The organism is Sorangium sp. So ce124 (genome assembly GCF_051525235.1).
GTDB classification, from domain to species: Bacteria; Myxococcota_A; Polyangia; order Polyangiales; family Polyangiaceae; genus Sorangium; species Sorangium atrum.
In genome coordinates this window covers 12414560-12436814 of record NZ_CP150312.1, presented here as the reverse complement: position 1 = coordinate 12436814, position 22255 = coordinate 12414560, and the positions used below count along the sequence as shown (strand labels likewise).

The 22255-nt window shown below is 74.3% G+C and carries 2 protein-coding genes; both read left to right on the top strand.

Annotated elements, in window-relative coordinates; genetic code table 11:
- The first annotated feature begins 3 nt into the window (after positions 1 to 3).
- Positions 4 to 14073, top strand: coding sequence for a non-ribosomal peptide synthase/polyketide synthase (locus WMF19_RS46590; RefSeq protein WP_437896238.1), 14070 nt, complete (start codon positions 4 to 6; stop codon positions 14071 to 14073).
- A gap of 4 nt (positions 14074 to 14077) precedes the next feature.
- Complete coding sequence (locus WMF19_RS46585; protein WP_437896237.1) at positions 14078 to 22210, top strand: amino acid adenylation domain-containing protein; 8133 nt, start codon at positions 14078 to 14080, stop codon at positions 22208 to 22210.
- Positions 22211 to 22255: the final 45 nt, after the last annotated feature.

Here is a 22255-nt window from a genome sequence, read left to right as displayed (position 1 = left end):
TTCATGCGTGAGGATGTCTTCGTTTTTCCGATGAGCTTCGTCCAGGAGCGGCTGTGGTTCCTCGCCCAGCTCGAGCCGGAGAGCGCCTCTTACAACCTGGCCACCGCCGTGCGGCTCGCCGGGGCGCTCGACGTCTCCCTGGTGGAGCGGTGCGTCTCCGAGATCGTGCGCCGGCACGAGGTGCTGCGCACGACGTTCGACGTCCTCGACGGCCTGCCCTCGCAGATCGTCCACGCCGACGGGGCGCCGCGGATCGAGCGGATCGACCTCGGCGCGCTGCCTGCGGCGCAGCGGGACGCCGAGGTCCGGCGCCTGATCGAGCGCGAGGCGCGGCGGCCGTTCGACACGGCGAGCGGACCGCTCCTCCGGCTCACGCTCCTGCGGCTCGGATCGGAAGAACACATCCTCCTCTGGGTCGTGCATCACCTCGTCTTCGACGGGTGGTCCACGAGCCTCGTCCTCACGGAGTTCGCCGCGCTGTACACAGCGCTCTCCGCGGGCCGGCCCGCGGCGCTCGCCGACCTGCCGCTGCAGTACGCGGACTTCGCGCACTGGCAGCGCGAGCGCGTGGAAGGCGGGCTGCTCGAGGCCCAGGTGGCCTACTGGAGAAAGCAGCTTGAAGGGCAGCCCGGGCTGCTGGAGCTGCCCGCGGATCGCCCGCGGCCCGCGATCCAGCGGTTCCGGGGAGCGCGGCATTTCTTCCGCGTGCCGGGCGCGCTCGCCGGGGCGCTCGGGGCCCTCGCGCGGCGCGAGGAGACGACGCTGTTCGCGGTGCTGATGGCGGGGTTCCAGGCCCTCCTCGCCCGCCGCGCGGGGACGTTCGATATCAGCGTGGGCACGCCGGTGACGAACCGGAGCCGGGCCGAGCTGGAAGGGCTGGTCGGGTGCTTCGCCAACACCGCCGTTGTCCGCGCCGACCTCTCCGGGGATCCGCCGTTCGCGGCGCTGCTCGCCCGGGTCACGGGGGCCGTGCGCGAGGCGCAGGCGCACCAGGAGGTGCCGTTCGATCAGGTGGTGGAGGCCGTGAGCCCGGTCCGGGACCTGAGCCACGCGCCGCTCTGCCAGGTGATGTTCGCGCTGCAGCCAGCGCTGCGGCAGCCCTTCGCGATACCGGGCCTCGAGGTGCGCCTGCTCGATCTGGACGTGGGCGGCGCCCAGTTCGATCTCTCGCTCAACCTCGCGCCCGACGAGGACGGGCTGGCAGGCGCCCTCGAATACGACACGGACCTGTTCGACGCGGGCACGATCGCGCGGATGGCCGATGAGCTGCTGCGCCTGCTCGCAGGCGCGGCGGCGAGCTCCGCGACGCGCCTGTCGGAGCTGCCGCTGCTCGCGACCGAGGAGCGGCGGCAGGTGCTCGAGTGGGGCACGCCGGGGGCGCTCGGAGAGACGCCGCGCGCCGCGCACCGGAGGTTCGAGGAGCAGGCGGCGCGGGCGCCCGGGGCGACGGCCGTCGTCCACGAGGCGCAGCAGATCACGTACGGCGAGCTGGATCGGAGGGCCAACCAGCTGGCGCAGCTCCTCCGACGGCGCGGGGTGGGGCCGGAGGTCCGCGTGGGCATCTGCCTGCCGCGGTCGATCGGGAGGATCGCCGCCGTGCTCGGCGTGCTGAAGGCGGGCGGCGCGTTCGTCCCGCTCGACCCCGACCTCCCCCGGGAGCGGATCGCCGAGGCGATCGGCGGCGCCGCGATCCGCGTTGTGATCGCGCAGGGCGACCCGGCGGCCGAGCCGCTCCCCGGCGTCGACGTGGTCCACCTGGACGCGGCCTGGACGTGCGTGCTCCACGAGCCGTCCATGCCGCCGGCCGGCGAGCCGGCGCCGGAGCAGGCGGCGTGCGTCTGCACGACCTCCGGCGCGGCGGGGACGCCCGAGAGCGTCGTTGTGCCGCACCGGGCGCTCGCGGGCTTCGCCGACGGCGCGGCGGCGGCCTACGAGATCTCGCAGGACGACCGGGTGCTGGAGCTCGCGTCGCCGAGCCTCGACGCGGGCGCGGTGGAGATGTTCGCGTGCCTCGCGCGGGGCGCGACGCTCGTGCTGCCCACAGAGGCGGCGCTCGAGTCCGCGGCCGGGCTCCTCTCGGCGTGCGGAGCGTCGGGCGTGACCGTGGCGGTGCTGCCGACCCTGGTCTGGCACCGCGTCGTCGCGGGGCTCGACGAGGGCCTGGCGCTGCCGTCGTGCCTCCGGCAGGTCGTTCTCACGGGCGAGGCAGCCTTGCCCGCGCGCGTGCGCGCCTTCCGGGCGTCGCCGGGGGCCGCGCGGGTCCGGTTGCTGAACGCCTACGGCGCGGCCGAGACCACGGCGACGGCGGCGGCGTCTGACCTGACGGCCACGGATCCGCGCGACGGGTGGGCGGTCGCCGTCGGCCGGCCGCTCGCGGGCGCGCGAGCCTACGTGCTCGACCTCGCCGGGCAGCCGGTGCCTGCCGGCGTCGTCGGAGAGCTTTACCTCGGAGGCCAGGGGCTCGCGCGCGGGTACCTGGAGCGCCCGGATCTGACCGCGGAGCGCTTCGTCCCCGATCCGTTCGCCGATCAGCCGGGAGAGCGGCTGTACCGGACCGGGGACCGGGCGCGGTGGCGGGCCGACGGACGGCTCGAGCTCGCCGGCCGCGTCGATCAGCAGGTGAACCTGCGCGGCTTCCGGATCGACCCCGCGGAGGTCGAGGCGCGCCTCGGCGAGCTGCCCGGGGTGCGCGAGGCGGTCGTGATCGCGCGGCAGGACCGGCCGGAGGAGCTGCGGCTCGTGGCGTACGTCGCGACCGGCGCGGACGTGGCGCCGGAGGAGCTCCGGCGCGCGCTGAAGGAGCGGCTGCCGGACTACATGGCGCCCTCGGCGCTCGTGGCGCTGAAGGAGCTGCCCCGCACGCCGCGCGGCAAGATCGACAGGCGCGCGCTGCCGGCGCCGATCGAGGAGAGCGCCCAGGCCACGACGCCGCGCACGGAGGCCGAAGCGACGCTCGCGGGGATCTGGGCGGAGCTCCTGGGAAGGCAGGCCGTCGGGGTCCAGGAGAACTTCTTCGAGCTGGGCGGCGACTCGATCCTCGCGCTCCAGGTCGTCTCACGCGCGCGGGCCGCGGGCCTCTCGCTCACGCCCCGGCAGGTCTTCCAGCATCAGACGATCGCCGGTCTGGCCTCGGTCGCCGCGTCGGGCTCGGCGCCGGCCGCGGACGCGCAGCTCGCGATGCCGCTCCCCGGCGACGCGCCGCTCACGCCCGTCCAGCGCTGGTTCTTCGAGCTCGGCGGGCCGAACCCGCACCACTGGAACCAGACGGTGCTGCTCGAGCTGCGGCAGCGGGTCTCCGTCGAGGCGCTCACGGCCGCGATCGAGGCGGCGGTCGAGCACCACGGCGCGCTCCGGCTGCGGTTCACGCGCGAGGAGGGCGGGTGGAGCCAGTACTTCGCGGACTCGCCCCCCGCGGCGGTCGCGCGGGTCGATCTCTCGGACCTGCCCGCCGAGGCGCAACCCGCGGCGCTGGCCAGCGCCGCAGCGGAGCACCAGGCGCGCCTCCATCTGGCCGAGGGGCCGGTCCTCTGCGCTGTGCTGTTCGATCTGGGCCCGGAGCGCCCCGGCCGGCTCCTGCTGGTCGCCCATCACCTCGTGATAGACGCGGTCTCGTGGCGGATCCTGATCGAGGATCTCCAGACCGCCTGCCAGCAGCGCGAGCGCGGCGAAGCGATCCGGCTCCCGGAGGAGATCGTCTCGTTCGGTGAATGGGCCTGGCGCCTGTTCACGCAGGCCCAGTCCGAGGAGGTGACCCGACAGGCGGAGGCGTGGCTCGCCGCGAGCCGCCCCGCGAGGGCGCTGCCCGCCGACGATCCGGCCGGCGCGAGCCTCGAAGCGGACACCGTGTCGCTGACGCGGTTCCTCGACGCCGAGGAGACGCGCGCGCTGCTGCAAGCCGCGCCTGCGTACCGGCTCCGCGTGGACGAGGTGCTGCTCGTGGCGTTCGCCGGAGCGCTCGCGCAGTGGACGGGCGATCCCGCGGTGCTCGTCGATCTGGAGGGGCACGGGCGCGACGCGCTCGACGACCTGGATCTCTCCCGCACGGTGGGGTGGTTCACGAGCATCTACCCGGTCCGGCTGGAGATCCCGGCCGGCGCGGCGCCAGAGCGCGCGCTCAAGGCGCTGAAGGAGCAGCTCCGCGCGGCCCCGCAGGGCGGCGCCACGTACGGGATGCTCCGGTACCTGAGCGAGGACGCGCAGGCGGCGCGGCTCCGGGAGCACGCCGCGGCGCAGGTGCGCTTCAACTACCTCGGGCGGTGGGACGATCTCTTCGCGTCGAGCCCGCTGTTCGCGCACGCGGAAGGCGACGTCGGGCGCAACCAGGATCCGCGCACGCCGCGGGGCTACGAGCTGGAGGTCGACGCGGCCATCGTCGACGGGCGCCTCCGGATGATGTGGAGCTTCAGCGGCGCCCGCCACCGGCCCGAGACGGTGGCGCGCGTCTTCGAGGACTTCGCGGCGCGGCTGCGCGCCCTCGTCGCGCGCGGCGCCGCCCCCGACGCCGGCGGCTACACGCCCTCGGACTTCCCCCTGGCGCGGCTCGATCAGGCGAGGCTGGACCGCCTGCTGGGGCCTGGCCACGACGTCGAGGACGTCTATCCCCTGAGCCCGCTCCAGCAAGGGCTTCTGTTCCATAGCCTGTGGGAGCCCGGCTCCGGCGTTTACGTCGAGCAGGTGACGTGCAGGCTGGAGGGGGCGCTCGACGTCGACGCGTTCCGCGAGGCCTGGCAGGCCGTGGCCCTGCACCACGGCGTCCTGCGCACGACCTTCGCCTGGGAAGGCGCCGACGAGCCGCTCCAGGTCGTGCGGCGCGGGGCCGCTGTGGCGGTCGAGATCGAGGACTGGCGCGGCGCGCGCGACGCTGGCGCCGAGGAGCAGCGGGCGCGCCTGGAGGCCCGGATCGAAGCGGATCGCGCGAGGGGCTTCGATCTCGCCCGGGGCCCGCTGATGCGCGTCGCCCTCCTGCGCGTGGCCGACGAGGCCTACCAGTTCCTCTGGAGCCACCATCACCTCCTCCTCGACGGGTGGGCGGCGTCCCTCGTCCTGCAGGACGCCTTCGCCGCGTACGACGCCCTGCGCGCCGGCCGGCCGGCCGCGCTGTCGCCTCGCCCGCGTTACCGCGAGTACATCGGCTGGCTGCGCGAGCGGGACGCGAGCGCCGACGAGGGGTTCTGGCGGGGCGCGCTCGCAGGCTTCAGCGCGGCGACGCCGCTCCCCCTGGAGCGCGTGCCGCCGGCCGAGGAGGCGAGCGGCCACGGGGCGACGATCGTGTCGCTGCCGGAGCCGGTCACGGCGCGCCTCCAGCGCTTCGCGCAGCAGCACCGCGTGACGTTGAGCACGCTGGTCCAGGCCGCGTGGGCGCTCCTGCTCAGCCGGGCTGCCCGCGCCGACGACGTCGTCTTCGGCGTCACGGTGGCCGGGCGGTCGGCCCCGCTCGCCGGGATCGACGCCATGGTGGGGATCTTCATCAACACGCTGCCGCTGCGCGTGGCCGTGCCGCAGGCGGCGACCGTCGCCGACTGGCTGCGCGATCTCCTGAGGACGACCACCGATCTCGGCCCGCACGAGCACACGCCGCTGGCCCAGGCGCGGAGCTTCAGCGCGGTGCCGGCGGGACAACCGCTCTTCGAGAGCCTCGTCGTCTTCGAGAACTATCCCGTCGATCCTCGGACCCAGCAGGGGTTGCCCGGGCTCGCGGTCCGCGACGTCGCGTTCGCGGACCAGACCAACTACCCGCTCACCCTGGCCGCCCTGCCGGGGGCTCAGCTCCAGCTGCGCCTGTCCTACGATCGGCGGCGGTTCGACGAGGAGGTCGCCTCACGCCTCCTCGGCTTCGTGGAGGTGGCGCTCCGGCAGATCGTCAGCCGCCCCGAGGCGCGGGTCGGCGAGCTGTCGCTCGTCGGCGAGCTGGAGTCGAGGCGCGTCGTGACGGAGTGGAACGCGACCGAGCGCGCGTATCCGGGCGAGCTGCACGTCCACGAGCTCTTCGAGGCGCAGGCGGCGCGGACGCCCGACGCGGTGGCCGTGATCTTCGGTGAGCGGCGGCTCAGCTATCGAGAGCTCAACGCGCGCGCCAACCGGGTGGCCCACGCGCTCAGGAAGCGCGGCGTGGGGCCGGACGTGCTCGTCGCCATCGCCGCGGAGCGCTCCGTCGAGCTGGTCGTCGGGCTGCTCGGCATCCTGAAGGCCGGCGGGGCTTACGTGCCCATCGACCCCGATTACCCCGCCGATCGTATCGCCTACATGCTCGAGGACGCGGCAGCGCCGGTCCTTCTGAGCCAGTGGCCCGTGGCCTCGCGCCTGCCGCCCCACCGCGCCCAGGTGCTGTGCCTGGACGTGGATCGCGCCAAGATCGACAAGGAGCCTGCCACCAACCCCGCCGTGGTCGTCTCGCCGGACAACCTCGCTTACACAATCTACACCTCGGGCTCGACCGGCAGGCCCAAGGGCGCCGGCAACAGCCACCGTGGCCTGCTCAACCGGCTCCAGTGGATGCAGGAGCGCTACGGCCTCACCCCGCAAGATCGGGTGTTGCAGAAGACGCCCTTCAGCTTCGATGTCTCGGTCTGGGAGTTCTTCTGGCCCTTGATGATCGGCGCCGGCCTCGTCGTCGCGAGGCCCGGCGATCACCGCGACGGCGATCGGCTCGTCGAGCTGATCACGCGGAACGGCGTCACCACGCTGCACTTCGTCCCGCCCATGCTCCAGGCGTTCCTGGAGACGCCCGACGTGGCCTCGTGCACGTCGCTGCGCCGGGTCATCTGCAGCGGCGAGGCGCTGCCGGCGGAGCTCGCGCGGCGGTGCTTCGAGCGGCTTCCGGACGCCGAGATCCACAACCTCTACGGGCCCACCGAGGCGTCGATCGACGTCACCTTCTGGGCCTGCCAGCGAGACGACACCTCCGCCTCGGTGCCTATCGGAACTCCGATCGCCAACACGCAGATTTACCTGCTCGACCGCCAGGGCCAGCCCGTGCCCGCCGGCGTCGCCGGCGAGCTCCACATCGGCGGCGTCGGCCTCGCCCGCGGCTATCACCGGCGTCCTGACCTGACCGCGGAGCGCTTCGTGCCCGATCCGTTCGGGTCGGCGCCCGGAGGGCGGCTGTACAGGACAGGCGATCTCGCGCGCCACAGGCCCGATGGAGCCATCGAGTTCCTCGGCCGCCTCGATCACCAGGTGAAGATCCGCGGCCTGCGCATCGAGCTCGGCGAGATCGAGGCGCGCCTGCTCCAGTACCCGGGCGTCGGCGAGGCCGTCGTCCTCGCCCGGAGCGAGGCCCACGGCGGAAAGCGCCTCGTCGCCTACGTCGCGGGCCGCGACGGCGCGGCGCTCGATCCGCAGTCGCTCCGGGCCTGGCTCGCCGAGGCCCTCCCGGCCTACATGGTGCCCGCGCCCATCCTCGTGCTCGAGCGGCTGCCGCTGTCGCCCAACGGCAAGGTCGACCGGCGCGCCCTCCCCTCCCCCGAGCAGCTCGAGGCGCCGGCCGATCGCCCCCACGTCGCGCCCCGGACCGAGCCGGAGCGCTTCCTCGCGGAGGTCTGGGCCGAGGTGCTGCGCCGCGAGCAGGTCGGCGTCGAGGACGACTTCTTCGAGCTCGGCGGGGACTCCATCGTCACGCTGCAGATCATCGCGCGCGCCGCGCAGCGCGGGCTGCGGCTGACGCCCAAGCAGATCTTCACGCGCCGCACGATCGCCGCGCTCGCCGGCGATCTCCCCGCGGCGCCGGCCGCGCCCCTGCCGCCCGCCCCGCCCGTCGAGATCGCGCCGTTCAGCCTCGCCCGGCTGGAGCGGGCGCAGCTCGACGCGTTGCTGCAGGCCGACGACGGCATCGAGGACGTGGTCCCCGCGTCCCCGGTGCAGCAGGGCATGCTCTTCCACTCGCTCCTCACGCCGGAGGACAGCCCGTACTTCAACCAGATCGTCTGCCGGTTCACGCAGGGCCTGGACGTCGAGGCCTTCTCGCGGGCCTTCGAGGTCCTCAGCGCGCGCCACGCCATCCTGCGGACGGGCTTCCTCACCGGCGTCGAGGAGCCGCACCAGGTCGTGCGGCGCGCCGCGCGCCTGCCCATCGAGGTCCTCGACTGGCGCGAGGTCCCGGAGGCCGAGCAGGGGGCGGCGCTCGAGCGCTTCCTCCGGGACGATCGCCGGCGGGGCCTCCGCTTCGAGGAGCCGCCGCTCCTGCGGGTCTCGGTGCTGCGCCTCCCGGAGCGCGTCGACCAGATCGTCTGGAGCGTCCACCACGCGCTGCTCGACGGCTGGTGTCAGGGGCTGATCCTGAAGGAGTGGCTGACCTGTTACGACGAGGCGCGCCGCGGCGCGCTGCGCGCGCGGGAAGAAGCGCCGCCCTACGCGAGCTACGTCGCGTGGCTCGAGCGGCAGGACATGGCGGCCGCCGAGGCCTTCTTCCGGGCTCACCTGAAGGGGCTGACGGCGCCGACCCCGCTGCCGGAGCGCGACGAGGCCGAAGCGGCGCCGGGCTTCCGCGAGCGCCACGCGCGGCTCTCGCCGGACGCGACGAGGGCGCTCCAGGGCTTCGCGCAGGCGCAGGGGGTGACGCTCAACACCGCCGTGCAGGCCGCGTGGGCGCTGCTCCTGGCCCGCCATGGCGGCGAGCCGGATGTGCTCTTCGGCGTCACCGTGGCCGGTCGCCCCGCCGACCTGCCCGAGGCCGGCTCCATCATGGGCGCGTTCATCAACTCGCTCCCGCTGCGCCTCCGCATCGCCCCGGAGATGCGGCTCGGGGCGTGGCTCCGCCACATCCAGGAGCTCAACCTAGAGCTGCGCCAATACGAGTACAGCCCGCTGGCGCAGGTGCAGCAGTGGAGCGACGTGGAGCGAGGGGCGCCGCTCTTCGAGTCGCTGCTCGTCTTCCAGAACTTCCCCATCGACGACGCCGTCGACGAGCACAGGAAGGCCCTCGGGATCGAGGTGAGCACGGCGGAGGCCTGGACGAACTACCCGCTCACCGTCTACGTGACCCCGGGGCGCGAGCTCTCGCTCTTGCTCTCGTTCGACGGGCGGCGCCTCGACGACGGCTCGGTCGCCCGCATGGCCGCGGCCCTGTGCGCGCTGCTCGAGCGCATGGCGAGCCAGCCCGGGGCGCGGCTCGCCGAGCTCGCGCTCCCCGACGACCCGGAGCTCCTGCGGCTCACCGCGGAGCGGAACGCGACGGGGCGGGACTATCGGTCGAGGCCGTGCCTGCCGGAGCTGCTCGCGGAGCAGGCCGCGCGAACGCCGGACGCCGTCGCTGTGACGTGCGGGCAAGACCAGCTGACCTACGGCGAGCTGAACGCCCGCGCGAACCGGCTGGCCCACCACCTGCGCCAGCAGGGGGTCGGCCCGGGGACGCTGGTGGGCCTGTGCGTCGAGCGCTCGCTGGAGATGCTCGTGGGAGCGCTGGGCATCCTGAAGTCGGGCGGGGCGTACGTCCCGCTCGACCCGGCCTATCCGCGCGAGCGGCTCCGCGCCATGCTGGAGGACTCGCGGCTGCCGCTCCTGCTCACGCAGGAACGCCTGCTGCCGGCGCTGACTGGCGCCGGCGCGCGCGCGATCTGCCTCGATCGGGACTGGCCCGCCATCGCGGGCGCGCCGGCTCACGATCCGGCGCCGCGCGCGGGCGAGGAAGACCTCGCCTACGTCATCTACACGTCGGGCTCCACGGGTCGGCCCAAGGGGGTCATGGTCCGCCACGGGGGCGTCGCCAACTTCCTCCTGTCGATGCAGGAGCTGCTGGCGCCGCCGGCGGGCTTCGTGCTGCTCGCCACCACGTCCATCTCGTTCGATATCGCGGTGCTCGAGCTGTTCCTCCCGCTCCTGGCAGGCGGGCGCGTTGTGCTCGCCCACCGCGAGGACGTGGCCGACGGCGAGCGCCTCGCCGCGCTGCTCGGCGCGTCCGGCGCCACGTGGATGCAGGCCACACCGACGGGCTGGAAGATGCTGCTCGACAGCGGCAGCCCGCGGCTCGCCGGCGTCACGGTCCTCTGCGGCGGAGAGGCCTTCCCGCGGGAGCTCGCGCGCAGGTTCCTCGACGCGGGCGTGTCGCCCTGGAACCTCTACGGACCGACGGAGACGACCGTCTGGTCGAGCCTCCACCGCGTGACCGAAGGCGGGCCGATCCCGCTCGGGAGCCCGATCGCCAACACCGAGATCCACGTGCTCGATCGGCAGCTCTCGCCCGCGCCTTTCGGCGTGGCGGGCGAGGTCTACATCGGGGGCGCCGGCCTCGCGCGCGGGTACCTCGATCGGCCCGATCTGACGGCCGAGCGCTTCGTCCCGGACCCCTTCAGCCGGGAGCCCGGCCGCCGCCTCTACAGGACCGGCGACCTGGCGCGGCTCCGGCGCGACGGCGCGATCGAGTTCCTCGGGCGGGCCGATCATCAGCTCAAGATCCGCGGCCACCGGATCGAGCCGGGCGAGATCGAGGCGCAGCTGCGGGCGCACCCGGGCGTGCGCGACGCGGTGGTCGTGGCCCTCGAGGACGCAGGGCTCCTCCGCCTCGTCGCGTACGTCGTGCCGGCGCGCGGCGCGGCGCTCACCGCGGACGGGCTGCGCGCATCGCTCCGGGAGCGGCTGCCCGAGCCCATGGTGCCCTCGGCGTACGTGTGGCTCGACGAGCTGCCGCTCACCCCGAACGGCAAGCTGAACCGGAAGGCCCTGCCCGCCCCGGGGCTCGCCTCCCGCGAGCAGGCCGCGAAGCCCCGCACCGCCACGGAGGAGGCCGTGGCCGCGATCTGGGCCGAGGTGCTCGGCCTCGAGGCGGTGGGTGTGGACGAGACCTTCTTCGAGATCGGCGGCAACTCGCTCCTGGCGACGCGCGTGATCGCCCGCGTCCGCGCCGCGTTCCAGGTGGAGCTGCCGCTCAGGTCGGCCTTCGATCACCCGACCGCAGCGCGGCTCGCCCGCGCCGTGGACGACGCCGTCAGGCAGCGGCAGGGCGTGACGCTGCCGCCGATCACCCCGCAGCCCGAGGACGGCGCGCCGCCGCTCTCGTTCTCCCAGCAGCGCCTGTGGTTCCTGGCCCAGCTCGAGCCCACGGCGGCCTCGTACAACATCCCGGCGGCCGTGCGCCTCGTCGGCCCGCTCGACGTGGACCGGCTGCAGCGCGCGTTCGAGGCGGTGGTCCGCCGTCACGCGTCGATGCGCACGACGTTCGCGGAGATCGACGGTCAGCCGGCGATGATCGTCCGCGCGGAGCAGCCCGTCGCGATCGCGATCGTCGACCTCCGCGCCGCGCCCGGAGCGGATCGCGAGGCGCAGGCGCAGCGCGCGCTCGAGGCGGAGGCGAGCCGCGCCTTCGATCTGGTCGAGGGGCCGCTGTTCCGGATCACGCTGCTCCGCCTCGGCGAGCGCGAGCACGCGCTGCTCGTGGTCCTCCACCACATCGTGTCGGACGGGTGGTCCTTGAACCTCCTCGTCGACGAGGTGATGGAGCTCTACGCCGCCGACGCGGAGGGCCGCGCCGCGGCGCTCCCGTCGCTGCCGGTCCAGTACGCCGACTACGCCCGGTGGCAGCGCGCGTGGCTCGCCGGGCCGGCGCTCGACGAGCAGCTCGCGTACTGGCGGCGGCGGCTCGGCGCGGAGCCGCCGGTGCTGCGCCTGCCCACGGATCTGCCGCGACCCCTGGCGCGCTCGTACCGGGGCGCTCGCCACGCCTTCGCGCTCCCGGGCGAGCTCTCGACGGCGCTCGGCGCCCTCGCGCGCGGCCAGGGGGTCACCTCGTTCATGCTGCTCCTGGCCGCGTTCGAGCTGCTGATCGCGCGCTACAGCGGGCAGACGGACCTCTGCATCGGGACGCCGATCGCGGGCCGCACCCGCGTCGAGATCGAGGGGCTCATCGGGCTCTTCGTCAACACGCTCGTCCTGCGGGCGGACGTCAGCGGAGATCCGAGCTTCCCCGAGCTGCTCACGCGCGTCCGCGAGGAGGTGCTGGCGGCGCAGGCGCACCAGGACCTGCCGTTCGAGCAGCTCGTCCAGGCGCTCCGGCCCGCGCGGGACCTCGGCAATACGCCGCTGTTCCAGGTGATGTTCTCGCTCCAGGACGACCCGCGGGGCGCGCCGCCGCTCGGCGACCTCGAGATCCGACGGCTCGACGTCGATCCCGGCAGCGCCCAGTTCGACCTCTCGCTCCACATGGCGGCGACGCCGGAGGGGCTGCGCGGCTCGTTCGAGTACAGCACCGATCTCTTCGAGGAGCGCTCGATCCGCCGCATGGCGGACGACCTCCTCACGCTGCTGGCGGGGATCGCCGCCCGGCCGACCTCCCGGCTCTGCGAGCTGCCGCTGCCGGAGCCGCGCGTCCCGGCGCACCCGGAGCCGCTCGAGGCCGCGCGCCAGGACGACGCGGTCGGCGCGGTCGGCGCGGTCGGCGCAGCGGCGGACGCGGCGCCCGTCACCGCCGTCGAGTCGCGGCTCGCGGAGATCTGGGCCGCGGTGCTGGGCCGCGAGCGCGTCGGCCGCCACGACAACTTCTTCGAGCTGGGAGGCGACTCGATCCTGAGCCTCCAGGTCGTCTCCCGCGCGAAGCAGGCGGGCCTGCGCCTGACGGCGCGCCAGATGTTCCAGCACCAGACCCTCGCCGCGCTGGCGGCCGCCGCGGGCCTCGCCACGGACGCCGCTCGGGCGCCGGAACCGGACGAGGAGGGCGCGGCGGCGGGCGACGTCCCGCTGACGCCGATCCAGCGGCGGTTCTTCGCGCGCGACCTGCCGAACCCGCACCACTGGAACCAGGCGCTCCTGCTCGCCGTCGCCGAGCCGCTCGAGTGGCCGGCGCTGGAGGCGGCCGTGCAGGCGCTCCTCCGCCACCACGGCGCGCTGCGGCTCCGCTACGTGCCCGAGGAGCGCGGCTTCCGCCAGACGCTCGCGCCCTCCCACGAGCCCGCCTCGGTCGGCGCGGTCGTCCACCGAGCAGACCTCACCGGCGTGCCCGAGGCCGAGCAGCCGGCGGCGATCGAGGAGCACGCGTCCCGGTGGCAAGCCAGCCTGGACCTGACCGCGGGGCCGCTCCTGCGCGTCGTCGGCTTCGAGCTCGGCGCCGGCAGGCCGGGGCGGCTGCTGCTCGTCGCGCACCACCTGGTCGTCGACGGCGTGTCGTGGCGCGTCCTGCTCGAGGATCTGGAGGCCGCCTACGATCAGGCGCGCCGCGGGGCGCCGCCTCAGCTGCCCGACAGGACCACCTCCTTCGCGCGGTGGGCGGCGCGCCTCGACGCGGCGGCCCGGGACGCCGCGCTCCAGGAAGAGGCGGCCTTCTGGCTCGGTCTCCCCTGGGATCGCCTCGCGCCGCTGCCGGTCGACGAGCCGGCGGGGGATCGCGCGGAGACGGCCATGGCCACGCTCAAGATGGGCCTGAGCGGGCCGGAGACGCGGTCGCTCCTGGAGGCGGTGTCGGAGGCGTACCGGACGCGGATCGACGAGTTCTTGCTGGCCGGGCTGGCCCTCGCCCTCCAGCGGTGGACCGGCCAGCCGCTCTCGGCGATCGACGTCGAGGGCCACGGGCGCGAGGCGCTCGACGGGGAAGACCTCGATCTGTCGCGCACCGTCGGCTGGTTCACGAGCGTCTACCCGGTGCTGCTCGAGATCGCGCCGGGCGCTGCGCCGGGCGCGGTGCTCAAGGCGGTGAAGGAGCAGCTCCGCCGCGTCCCGCGGCGCGGCCTCCCCTTCGGCGCGGTACGGGAGCTCGGGACCGGGGCGATCGCGGACCGGCTGCGCCGCCTGCCGACGCCCGGGGTCGGGTTCAACTACCTGGGGCAGTGGGACCAGGTGGTCGGCGCCGGCGCGCGGTTCTCGCTCGCCGCGGAGTCGCCCGGCGCCCAGCACGACCCGCGCAGCCCGCTCGCGTACGAGATCGAGATCGACGCGGCGGTGTACGACGGCCGGCTCGAGGCGACCTTCCGCTACAGCGCCGCGCGGCACCGGGAGGAGACCGTCGCGGCGGTCAGCGCGCTGTGGCGCGACGCGCTGAGAGAGCTGATCGCGCACTGCCTGTCCCCCGACGCCGGCGGCTACACGCCGTCGGACTTCACTGACGTCGCGCTCGCGGCGGATGAGCTGGACTCCATCCTGGAAGCCTTGGACTGACGCCATGACGAACAAGAAGAAAGACGTTGAGTCGATTCACTACCTCTCCCCGCTCCAGCAGGGATTGCTCTTTCACGCGGTCTCGGATCGCGCCGCGGACCCGTACTTCGTCCAGACGGCGTTCCTCCTGGAGGGGCGGCTCGACGTGGGCGCGTTCGAGCGCGCCTGGCAGGCGCTCGCGGAGCGGCACCCGATCCTGCGCACGGCGTTCGTCTGGGAGGGTGTCGCGCGGCCCGTGCAGGTCGTCCGCCCGCGGGCGGCGATCCCGCTCTCGCGCCACGACCTCCGCGGGCTCGCCGCGCGCGAGCGGGAGCAGGCATTCGTCGAGCTCATGGCCGCGGACCGGCGCGCGGGCTTCGACCTGCTGAAGGCGCCCCTCATGCGGCTCACGGTGGTCCAGGTCGACGAGGAGGCGTTCTATTTCGTCAACAGCCATCACCACCTCTTGCTGGACGGGTGGAGCCTCGCCCTCCTGCTGAGAGAGGCGCTGTTCGTTTATAAGGCGCTCGCGCAGAGCGCGGCGCCCGAGAAGGCGCTCGCGCAGGGCGCGGCGCCCGAGCTGCCGCGGGCGCGCCCGTACCGGGAGTACCTCGCGTGGGTGCAGGCCCAGGACGAAGGGGCCGCGGAGCGCTTCTTCCGCGGCGCGCTCGCCGGGTTCCGGGCGCCCACGCCGATCCCCCTGGAGGCCACGCCGGCGGCGGCCGCGGCGGGCGAAGGCGCCTTCCCCTTCGCCGAGCAGGTCCTGCGCTTCTCGCGGGCGGAGACGGAGGCGCTCGCGGCCTGCGCGCGCCGCCTGCGCGTCACGCTGAACACCCTCGTGCAGGGCGCCTGGGCCCTCCTGCTCTCCCGGCACAGCGGCGAGCCCGACGTCGTCTTCGGCGCCACGGTGTCGGGCCGGCCGCCGGAGCTCCCCGGCGCCGAGGCCATCGTCGGCGTGCTGATCAACACCCTGCCGGTGCGGGTCCGCGTGGACGAGCACGAGCCGCTCGCCCTCTGGCTCTCGCGGCTGCAGGACAGGAACAGCGAGCTGCGCCAGCACGAGTGGGCCCCGCTGTCCGACGTCCAGCGCTGGAGCGAGGTGCCGGGCGGGCGTTCCCTCTTCGACACGATCGTCGTCTTCGACAGCTACCCCGAGGAGGACGTGAGCGGCGTGCCCCTGGACGTCCGCGCCAGCGTCCTGCCCCGCCCCGGCGGCGGGCGTGTCGGCGACGCCCTGCTCACCGCCGGGCGCAACAACTACCCGGTGTCGCTCATCGTTGATCCGTCGCGCGAGCTCGGGCTCATCCTGTGTTACGAGCGCCGCCGCCTCACGCACGAGGCCGCGGCCAGCCTGCTCGGCCAGTGCCGCGCGCTGCTCGAGGCGATGGGGGCGCGGCCGCAGGGCCGCCTGGCCGAGCTGCCCCTCGTGGGCGCCGCCGAGCGGCGCCGCCTGCTGACCGAGTGGAACGCGACGGCCACGGCCTCCCCGCCGGCGGCCTGCGTCCACGAGCTCTTCGAGGCGCACGCCGCCGCGCGCCCCGACGCGCTCGCGGTCGCCTGCGAGGAGACGGCGCTGACCTACGGGGAGCTCGACCGGAAGACGAACCAGCTGGCGTGGAGGCTGCGGGCGCTCGGCGTGGGGCCCGAGGACCGGGTCGTCCTGTGCATCGAGCGCTCGGCCGAGATGATCCTCGCGCTGCTCGGCGCGCTCAAGGCCGGCGCCGCGTACGTGCCCGTCGACCCGAAGTTCCCGCGCGAGCGGCTCCGCGCCGTGGTGGAGGACAGCGGCGCGCGCGTCGTGATCACGCAGGAGCGGTGGGCCGGCGCGTTCGACGAGCCGGGGCCCGCGCGGCTCTTCCTGGACCGCGACGCGGGCGCCCTCGCGGCCGAATCCGACGCGCCGCTCGACCGGGCGGCCCGGACCGAGAACCTCGCTTACCTCATCTACACCTCGGGCTCGACGGGGCGCCCGAAGGGCGTGGCCGTCGAGCACCGCCACCTCGTGAACTACGTGCGCGGCGTGCTCGCGCGGCTCCCCCTCGCCGAGGGCGGCGGCATGGCGCTCGTCTCGACCGTGGCCGCGGACCTCGGGCACACGTCGCTCTTCGGCGCGCTCTGCTCGGGCCGCGCGCTGCACGTCCTGTCCGAGGCGCGGATCTTCGATCCCGACGCGACAGCCGAGTACATGAGCCGCCACGGGGTCGAGGCGCTCAAGATCGTCCCGAGCCACCTCGCCGCGCTCCTCGAAGCCGCGCGGCCCGAGCGCGTGCTGCCGGCGCGCTGCCTCGTTGTCGGCGGAGAGGCCTCGAGCTGGGAGCTCATCGAGCGAATCCGGACGCTCGCGCCGGGCTGCACCGTCGTGAACCACTACGGCCCCACCGAGACGACAGTTGGATCGCTCACATGGCAGATCGACCCCGCGGACGGCCGCTCCGGGGCGACGGTGCCCATCGGCCGGCCGCTCCCCAACACCCAAGCATATGTCCTTGGTGTAAATTTTGAGCCGGTGCCGGTGGGTGTGCCCGGGGAGCTCTACCTGGGCGGGGCCGGCGTGACGCGCGGCTACCACGCTCGCCCCGAGCTGACGGCGGAGCGCTTCGTCCCGGATCCGTTCGGCGGCGTCCCTGGGGGTCGGCTGTACCGCACCGGGGATCGGGCGCGCCTCCTCGCGAACGGCGCGATCGAGTTCCTCGGGCGCACCGATCACCAGATCAAGCTGCGCGGCCACCGCGTGGAGCTGGGCGAGATCGAGGCGCGGCTGCGGGAGCAGCCCGAGGTGCGCGAGGCGGTCGTGGCGGCGCGGGACGACGGCGGGGCCGTGCGCCTCGTGGCCTACGTGGTCGGCCGGGAGGCGGCGGCGCTCGACGCTGCGGCGCTCCGCGGCCGGCTCGCGCAGCAGCTGCCCGACTTCATGGTGCCCGCCGTGATCGTGCCGCTGCCGGCGCTGCCGCTCACCGCGAACGGCAAGATCGACCGCGCGGCGCTGCCCGAGCCGGAGCGGGCCGGCGCGCAGGAGGCGAGCGGCTTCGTCGCGCCCCGGAGCGAGGTCGAGGCCACGCTCGCGCAGATCTGGGCCGACATCCTGCGCGTGGAGCGGGTCGGCATCCACGACAACTTCTTCGCCCTCGGCGGCGACTCCATCCGGAGCCTCCAGGTCATCGCGCGCGCCAACCAGCGCGGCATCAAGCTGAGCCCGAAGGCCCTGTTCGACCATCCCACCGTGGCCGGCGCCGCGGCCGTCGCTGTCTCCACCGCGGCCCCGGAGAAGGCTGCCGCTGCGCCGGAGAAGGCGCCCGCACGCCCGGGGAACGCGGGAGGGCCGCAGGGAGAAGAGCAGCGCGAGGCGACGCCATCCATGTCGACGTCAACGTCGCAGTCGCAGACAACCTCTCTGCCAACATCGCAGTTCCCGCTGAGCGGCCTCACCGACGACGAGATCGCGCGCTGCCTGCCGGACGCGTCGGGCCTCGATGACGTCTACCCGCTCTCGCCGATGCAGGAGGGCATGCTCTTCCACACCCTCCTGAACCCGGGCTCCGGCATCTACCTGATGCAGCAGCACTACGTGTGGCACGGCCCGCTCGACGCCGGCCTCATCGTCGAGGCCTGGCAGCGGGTGGTGGCGCGGCACCCCATCCTGAGGACCTCCTTCGCCTGGAAGGACCTCGAGCGGCCTGTCCAGGTCGTCCACCGCCGGATCGACCTCTCCGAGGTCATCCACGTCCTCGACTGGCGCGATCAGACCGAGGCCGAGCAGGAGAAGCGCCTCGCCGAGGCGCTCGAGGCCGAGCTCGCCGCCGGGCTCGACATGACCCGCGCGCCGCTGATGCGGATCCGGCTGATCCGCATGAAGGACGACGCGTATCGCATCGTCCGGAGCTTCCACCACATCCTCACGGACGACTGGTGCTTCTCCGTGATGATGATGGAGTGCCTGTCGTATTACGAGGCCTTGAGCGAGGGCCGCTCGCTGGAGCTGCCCCAGCCGCGCCCGTACCGCGACTACATCGCCTGGCTCGCGCAACAGGACCTCTCGGCGGCCGAGCGGTTCTGGCGCGAGGAGCTCCGCGGCTTCGCGGAGCCGACGCCCCTCGGCGTGGAGCGCGCCGCCGAAGGCGGCGCGGCGCCGCTCGCGGAGGCCGGCATCAGCGACGAGCACGTCGAGCTGCCCCCGGCCGTGAGCGAGGCGCTCCTCCGCCTCTCGCACCAGCACGGATTGACGCCCAACACCCTCGTGCAAGGGGCCTGGGCGCTCCTCCTGAGCCGCTACAGCGGCCAGCGCGACGTCGTGTTCGGCGTGACCGTGGCGGGCCGACCGACCGATCTGCCGGGCGTGGAGACGATCGTGGGCCTGTTCATCAACAGCCTTCCGCTCCGCGTCCGCGTGTCGCCCGAGCAGCCGCTCCTCCCGTGGCTCAAGGGGCTCCTCGCCCACAACTACCGTATCCGCGAGTTCGAGTACCCGCCGCTCGTGCACATCCAGCGGTGGAGCGAGCTCCCCAAGGGACAGGCGCTGTTCAACAGCCTCCTCGTCTTCGAGAACGCGCCGAAGGATCCCCGCCTCGGGGAGCAGGTCGGCGCCGTCCGCCTCTCGTACGAGCAGGACCGGGTCCACACGAACTACCCGATGACGGTCGTGGCGTACCCGGGCGAGACGCTGGGGATCCGGCTCTCGTACGACCGGCGCTGGTTCGAGCCCGACGCCGTCGAGCGGATGCTGGGCCACCTTGTCCAGCTGCTGTCGGAGATGGCCGCCCGCCCGGAGGCCCGGCTTGGCGACCTCGCGCTCCTCGGCGAGCGCGAGCGCCGGCAGCTCCTGCGGGAGTGGAACGACACGACGAGCGCGGAGCCCGCCGCGCCGGGCTACGTGGCGCTCTTCGAGGCCCAGGCGCGGAGGACGCCGGACGCGGACGCGGTGACGTGCCGCGGGCGCCGGCTCACCTACGCGGCCCTGAACCGCGCCGCGAACCACGTGGCCCACGCGCTGCGGGCCCAGGGCGTCGGTCCGGACACGATCGTCGCCGTGCTGGAGTCGCGCGACATCGAGCTGGTCGTCGCGCTGCTCGGCGTGCTCAAGGCCGGCGGCGCGTACCTCCCGCTCGATCCGCACCAGCCGGAGCAGCGCATCGCCGGCGTCGTCGAGGCCAGCCGCGCGCCCGTGGTCGTGACCTCGGACGCGTGGGTCCCGCGGCTCGGGAAGGCGCTCGCGCACCTGCCGGAGGCGGCGCGGCCGCGGTTCGTGACGCGCGAGCGGCTCGCCGCGCAGCGCGGGCCTGCGCGCGTGCCCGTCGACGACCTCCCGCAGCTCACCGGCCCCGGTCACCTCGCGTACGTCATCTACACGAGCGGATCGACCGGCGTGCCGAAGGGCGCGATGGTCGAGCACGCGGGGATGCTCAACAACGTGTGGGGCAAGATCCCCGCGCTGGAGCTCGGCCCCTCGGACGTGATCGGCCAGACAGCGTCCCAGTGCTTCGACATCTCGGTGTGGCAGCTCCTGACGGCGCTGCTCTGCGGCGGCCGCGTCCACATCGTCCCCGACGAGATCGTGGGCGATCCTCGGCGACTGCTGGAGGAGGCCGAGGCGCAGGGGATCACGGTCCTCGAGCTGGTCCCGTCGCTGCTCGCGGAGCTCGTCTCCGCGGACGTCGACGCGCCGCGCCTCCCGCGCCTCCGGTGGATGCTGCCCACCGGCGAGGCGCTCACGCCCGATCTCTCCCGCCGGTGGTTCGCGAGGTACCCCCGCGTCCCCCTGATGAACGCCTACGGCCCGGCCGAGTGCGCCGACGACGTGGCGCTCCACGCGATCACGGCGGCCCCTGGGCCCGAGGTCGTCCACATGCCCATCGGCCGGCCCGTGCCCAACGTGAGGCTCCACGTCGTGACGGGCGACGATCTCGCGCCCGTCGGCGTGACCGGCGAGATCTGCGTCGCGGGCATCGGCGTGGGGCGCGGCTACCTGAACGACCCCGCCAGGACCGCCGAGGTCTTCGTGCCCGATCCCTTCGGCGGCGCGCCCGGCGCGCGCATGTACCGCACAGGCGATCTCGGCCGGCGCCTCGCGGACGGCGCGCTCGAGTTCTCGGGGCGGCGGGATCACCAGGTGAAGATCCGCGGCTTCCGCATCGAGCTCGGGGAGATCGAGGCGCGCCTCGCGCGGCACCCGGAGGTCCGCGAGGCCGTCGTCGCGGTCCGGGAGGAGCGCGCCTCGGGCAAGCGGCTCGTCGCCTACGTCGTCGGCGAGGGCGGCGCGACCCCCGCGCCCGAGCGCCTGCGCGAGTTCCTGAAGGAGACGCTGCCCGACTACATGGTGCCGCCCGTCTTCGTCGGCCTGCCCGCGCTGCCGCTCACCCCGAACGGCAAGGTGGACCGCAAGGCGCTGCCCGCGCCCGAGGCGCCCGCGGTCGACGCGGGCAGCGCGGCGGCCGGCGCCCCGGCGACGCCGACCGAGGAGGCCCTCGCGGGCATCTGGGCGGAGGTGCTGGGACTCGAGCGGATCCCTGTCCACGCGGGCTTCTTCGAGCTGGGCGGGCACTCGCTGCTGGCCACGCAGGTCGTGTCGCGCGTGCGCAAGGCGCTCGGCGTCGAGCTGCCGCTCCGCAGCCTGTTCGACCACCCCACGGTGGCCGAGCTCGCCCGCGACGTCGATCGACGGCGCGATCCTGCCGGCGGGGCGCCCGCGGCCGGGGCGCCGCCGATCGTCGCGGCGCCGCGGCAGGGGCCGCTGCCGCTCTCGTTCGCGCAGCAGCGCCTGTGGTTCCTGGAGCAGCTGCAAGGACAGCGGGGCCTGCTCACGATCCCGTTCGCGCTCCGGCTCACGGGCGCGCTCGACGCCGAGGCCCTGAAGAGGAGCTTCGCGTCGGTGATCGCCCGGCACGAGGTGCTGCGCACCGCCATCGTCGTCGATCGGGGGGAGCCCTGGCAGGCCATCCTGCCCCCGCAGCCGTTCGAGCTTCCGCTCGACGATCTCTCCGCGCTGCCCGCCGAGGTCGCGGGCGCGCAGCTCTCCCGGCGCATCGACGCGGTCCTCACGGCGCCCTTCGATCTCCAGCGCCCGCCGCTGCTGCGCGCCCAGCTGTTCCGCCTCGGCCAGCGAGAGCACGTCCTCGCGGTGGCGCTGCACCACATCGCCGCCGACGGATGGTCGATCGCGCTGCTCGTGGACGACCTGATGGCGGCGTACCGCGCCCTGAGCGACGGCGGCGCGGCCCCGGAGCAGCCGCCGCAGGCGCTCCAGTACGCCGACTATGCGGCCTGGCAGCGAGCCCACCTCCCGGGCGCCGTGTGGGAGCAGCAGATGGCCTACTGGCGGCGGCAGCTCGCCGGCAGCGCCACGACGCTGACCCTGCCCCAGGCGCGGACCGCTCCGGCCCAGGAGCGGCGCGCCGCGCGCCTCGTGCGCGCGCTGCCGCGCTCCGCGGCGGACGCGCTGCTGCGCGGCGCCGAGCAGCACGGCGCCTCGCTGTTCATGGTGCTGTACGCCGCGCTCAACGTGGTGCTCCACCAGCAGACGGGGCGCGGCGATCTCCTGGTCGGGACGGACGTCGCCAACCGCCATGTCCGCGAGACGGAGAGCATGGTCGGCTTCTTCGTGAACCAGCTGGTGCTCCGCTGCCGCATCGACGGCGCCCTGCGCCTCACGGAGCTGCTCGCCGAGTGCAAGCGCGCAGCGCTGGAGGCTTACCAGCACCAGGATCTCCCGTTCGACGCGCTGGTCTCGGACCTCCTGCCCCGGCGCGACGCGGACGGCGCGCCGTTCTTCCAGATCAAGCTCATCCTGCAGAACACCCCGCAGCGCGATCTCGAGCTCACGGATCTCTCCATCTCGGAGCTCGAGCTCTCGCCGCGGGACGTCGAGGTCGACCTGCTCATCGCCGTCAACGCGCACGCCGACGGGCTGCGCGTGGCCTACGACTACCGCGCAGACGTCTACCCTGCTGCGTTCATCGAGCAGCTCGCCGCCCTGTACGAGGCGGCCCTGCGGATGGTGAGCGAGCCGGAGACGCGCACCGTCGCGGAGCTCGTGGAGGCGCTGAGCCAGCACCAGAAGGCGCGGCAGCAGCAGGCGATGGAGGCAGGCCGGGCCGCGCGCGAGCAGCAGCGCGCGACGCTGGGGACCGTCCAGCGCAAACCCTTGGCTGTCCAGAAACCACAGTGAAAGGCCGACCGCTCACGGAGCGAGTCGCAGCGACGGAAAGGGAAT

Bases quoted from the DNA above. Each gene is read 5' to 3' on its own strand.
- WMF19_RS46590 (WP_437896238.1), top strand. From the start codon at position 4: ATGCGTGAGGATGTCTTCGTTTTTCCGATGAGCTTCGTCCAGGAGCGG.
- WMF19_RS46585 (WP_437896237.1), top strand. From the start codon at position 14,078: ATGACGAACAAGAAGAAAGACGTTGAGTCGATTCACTACCTCTCCCCG.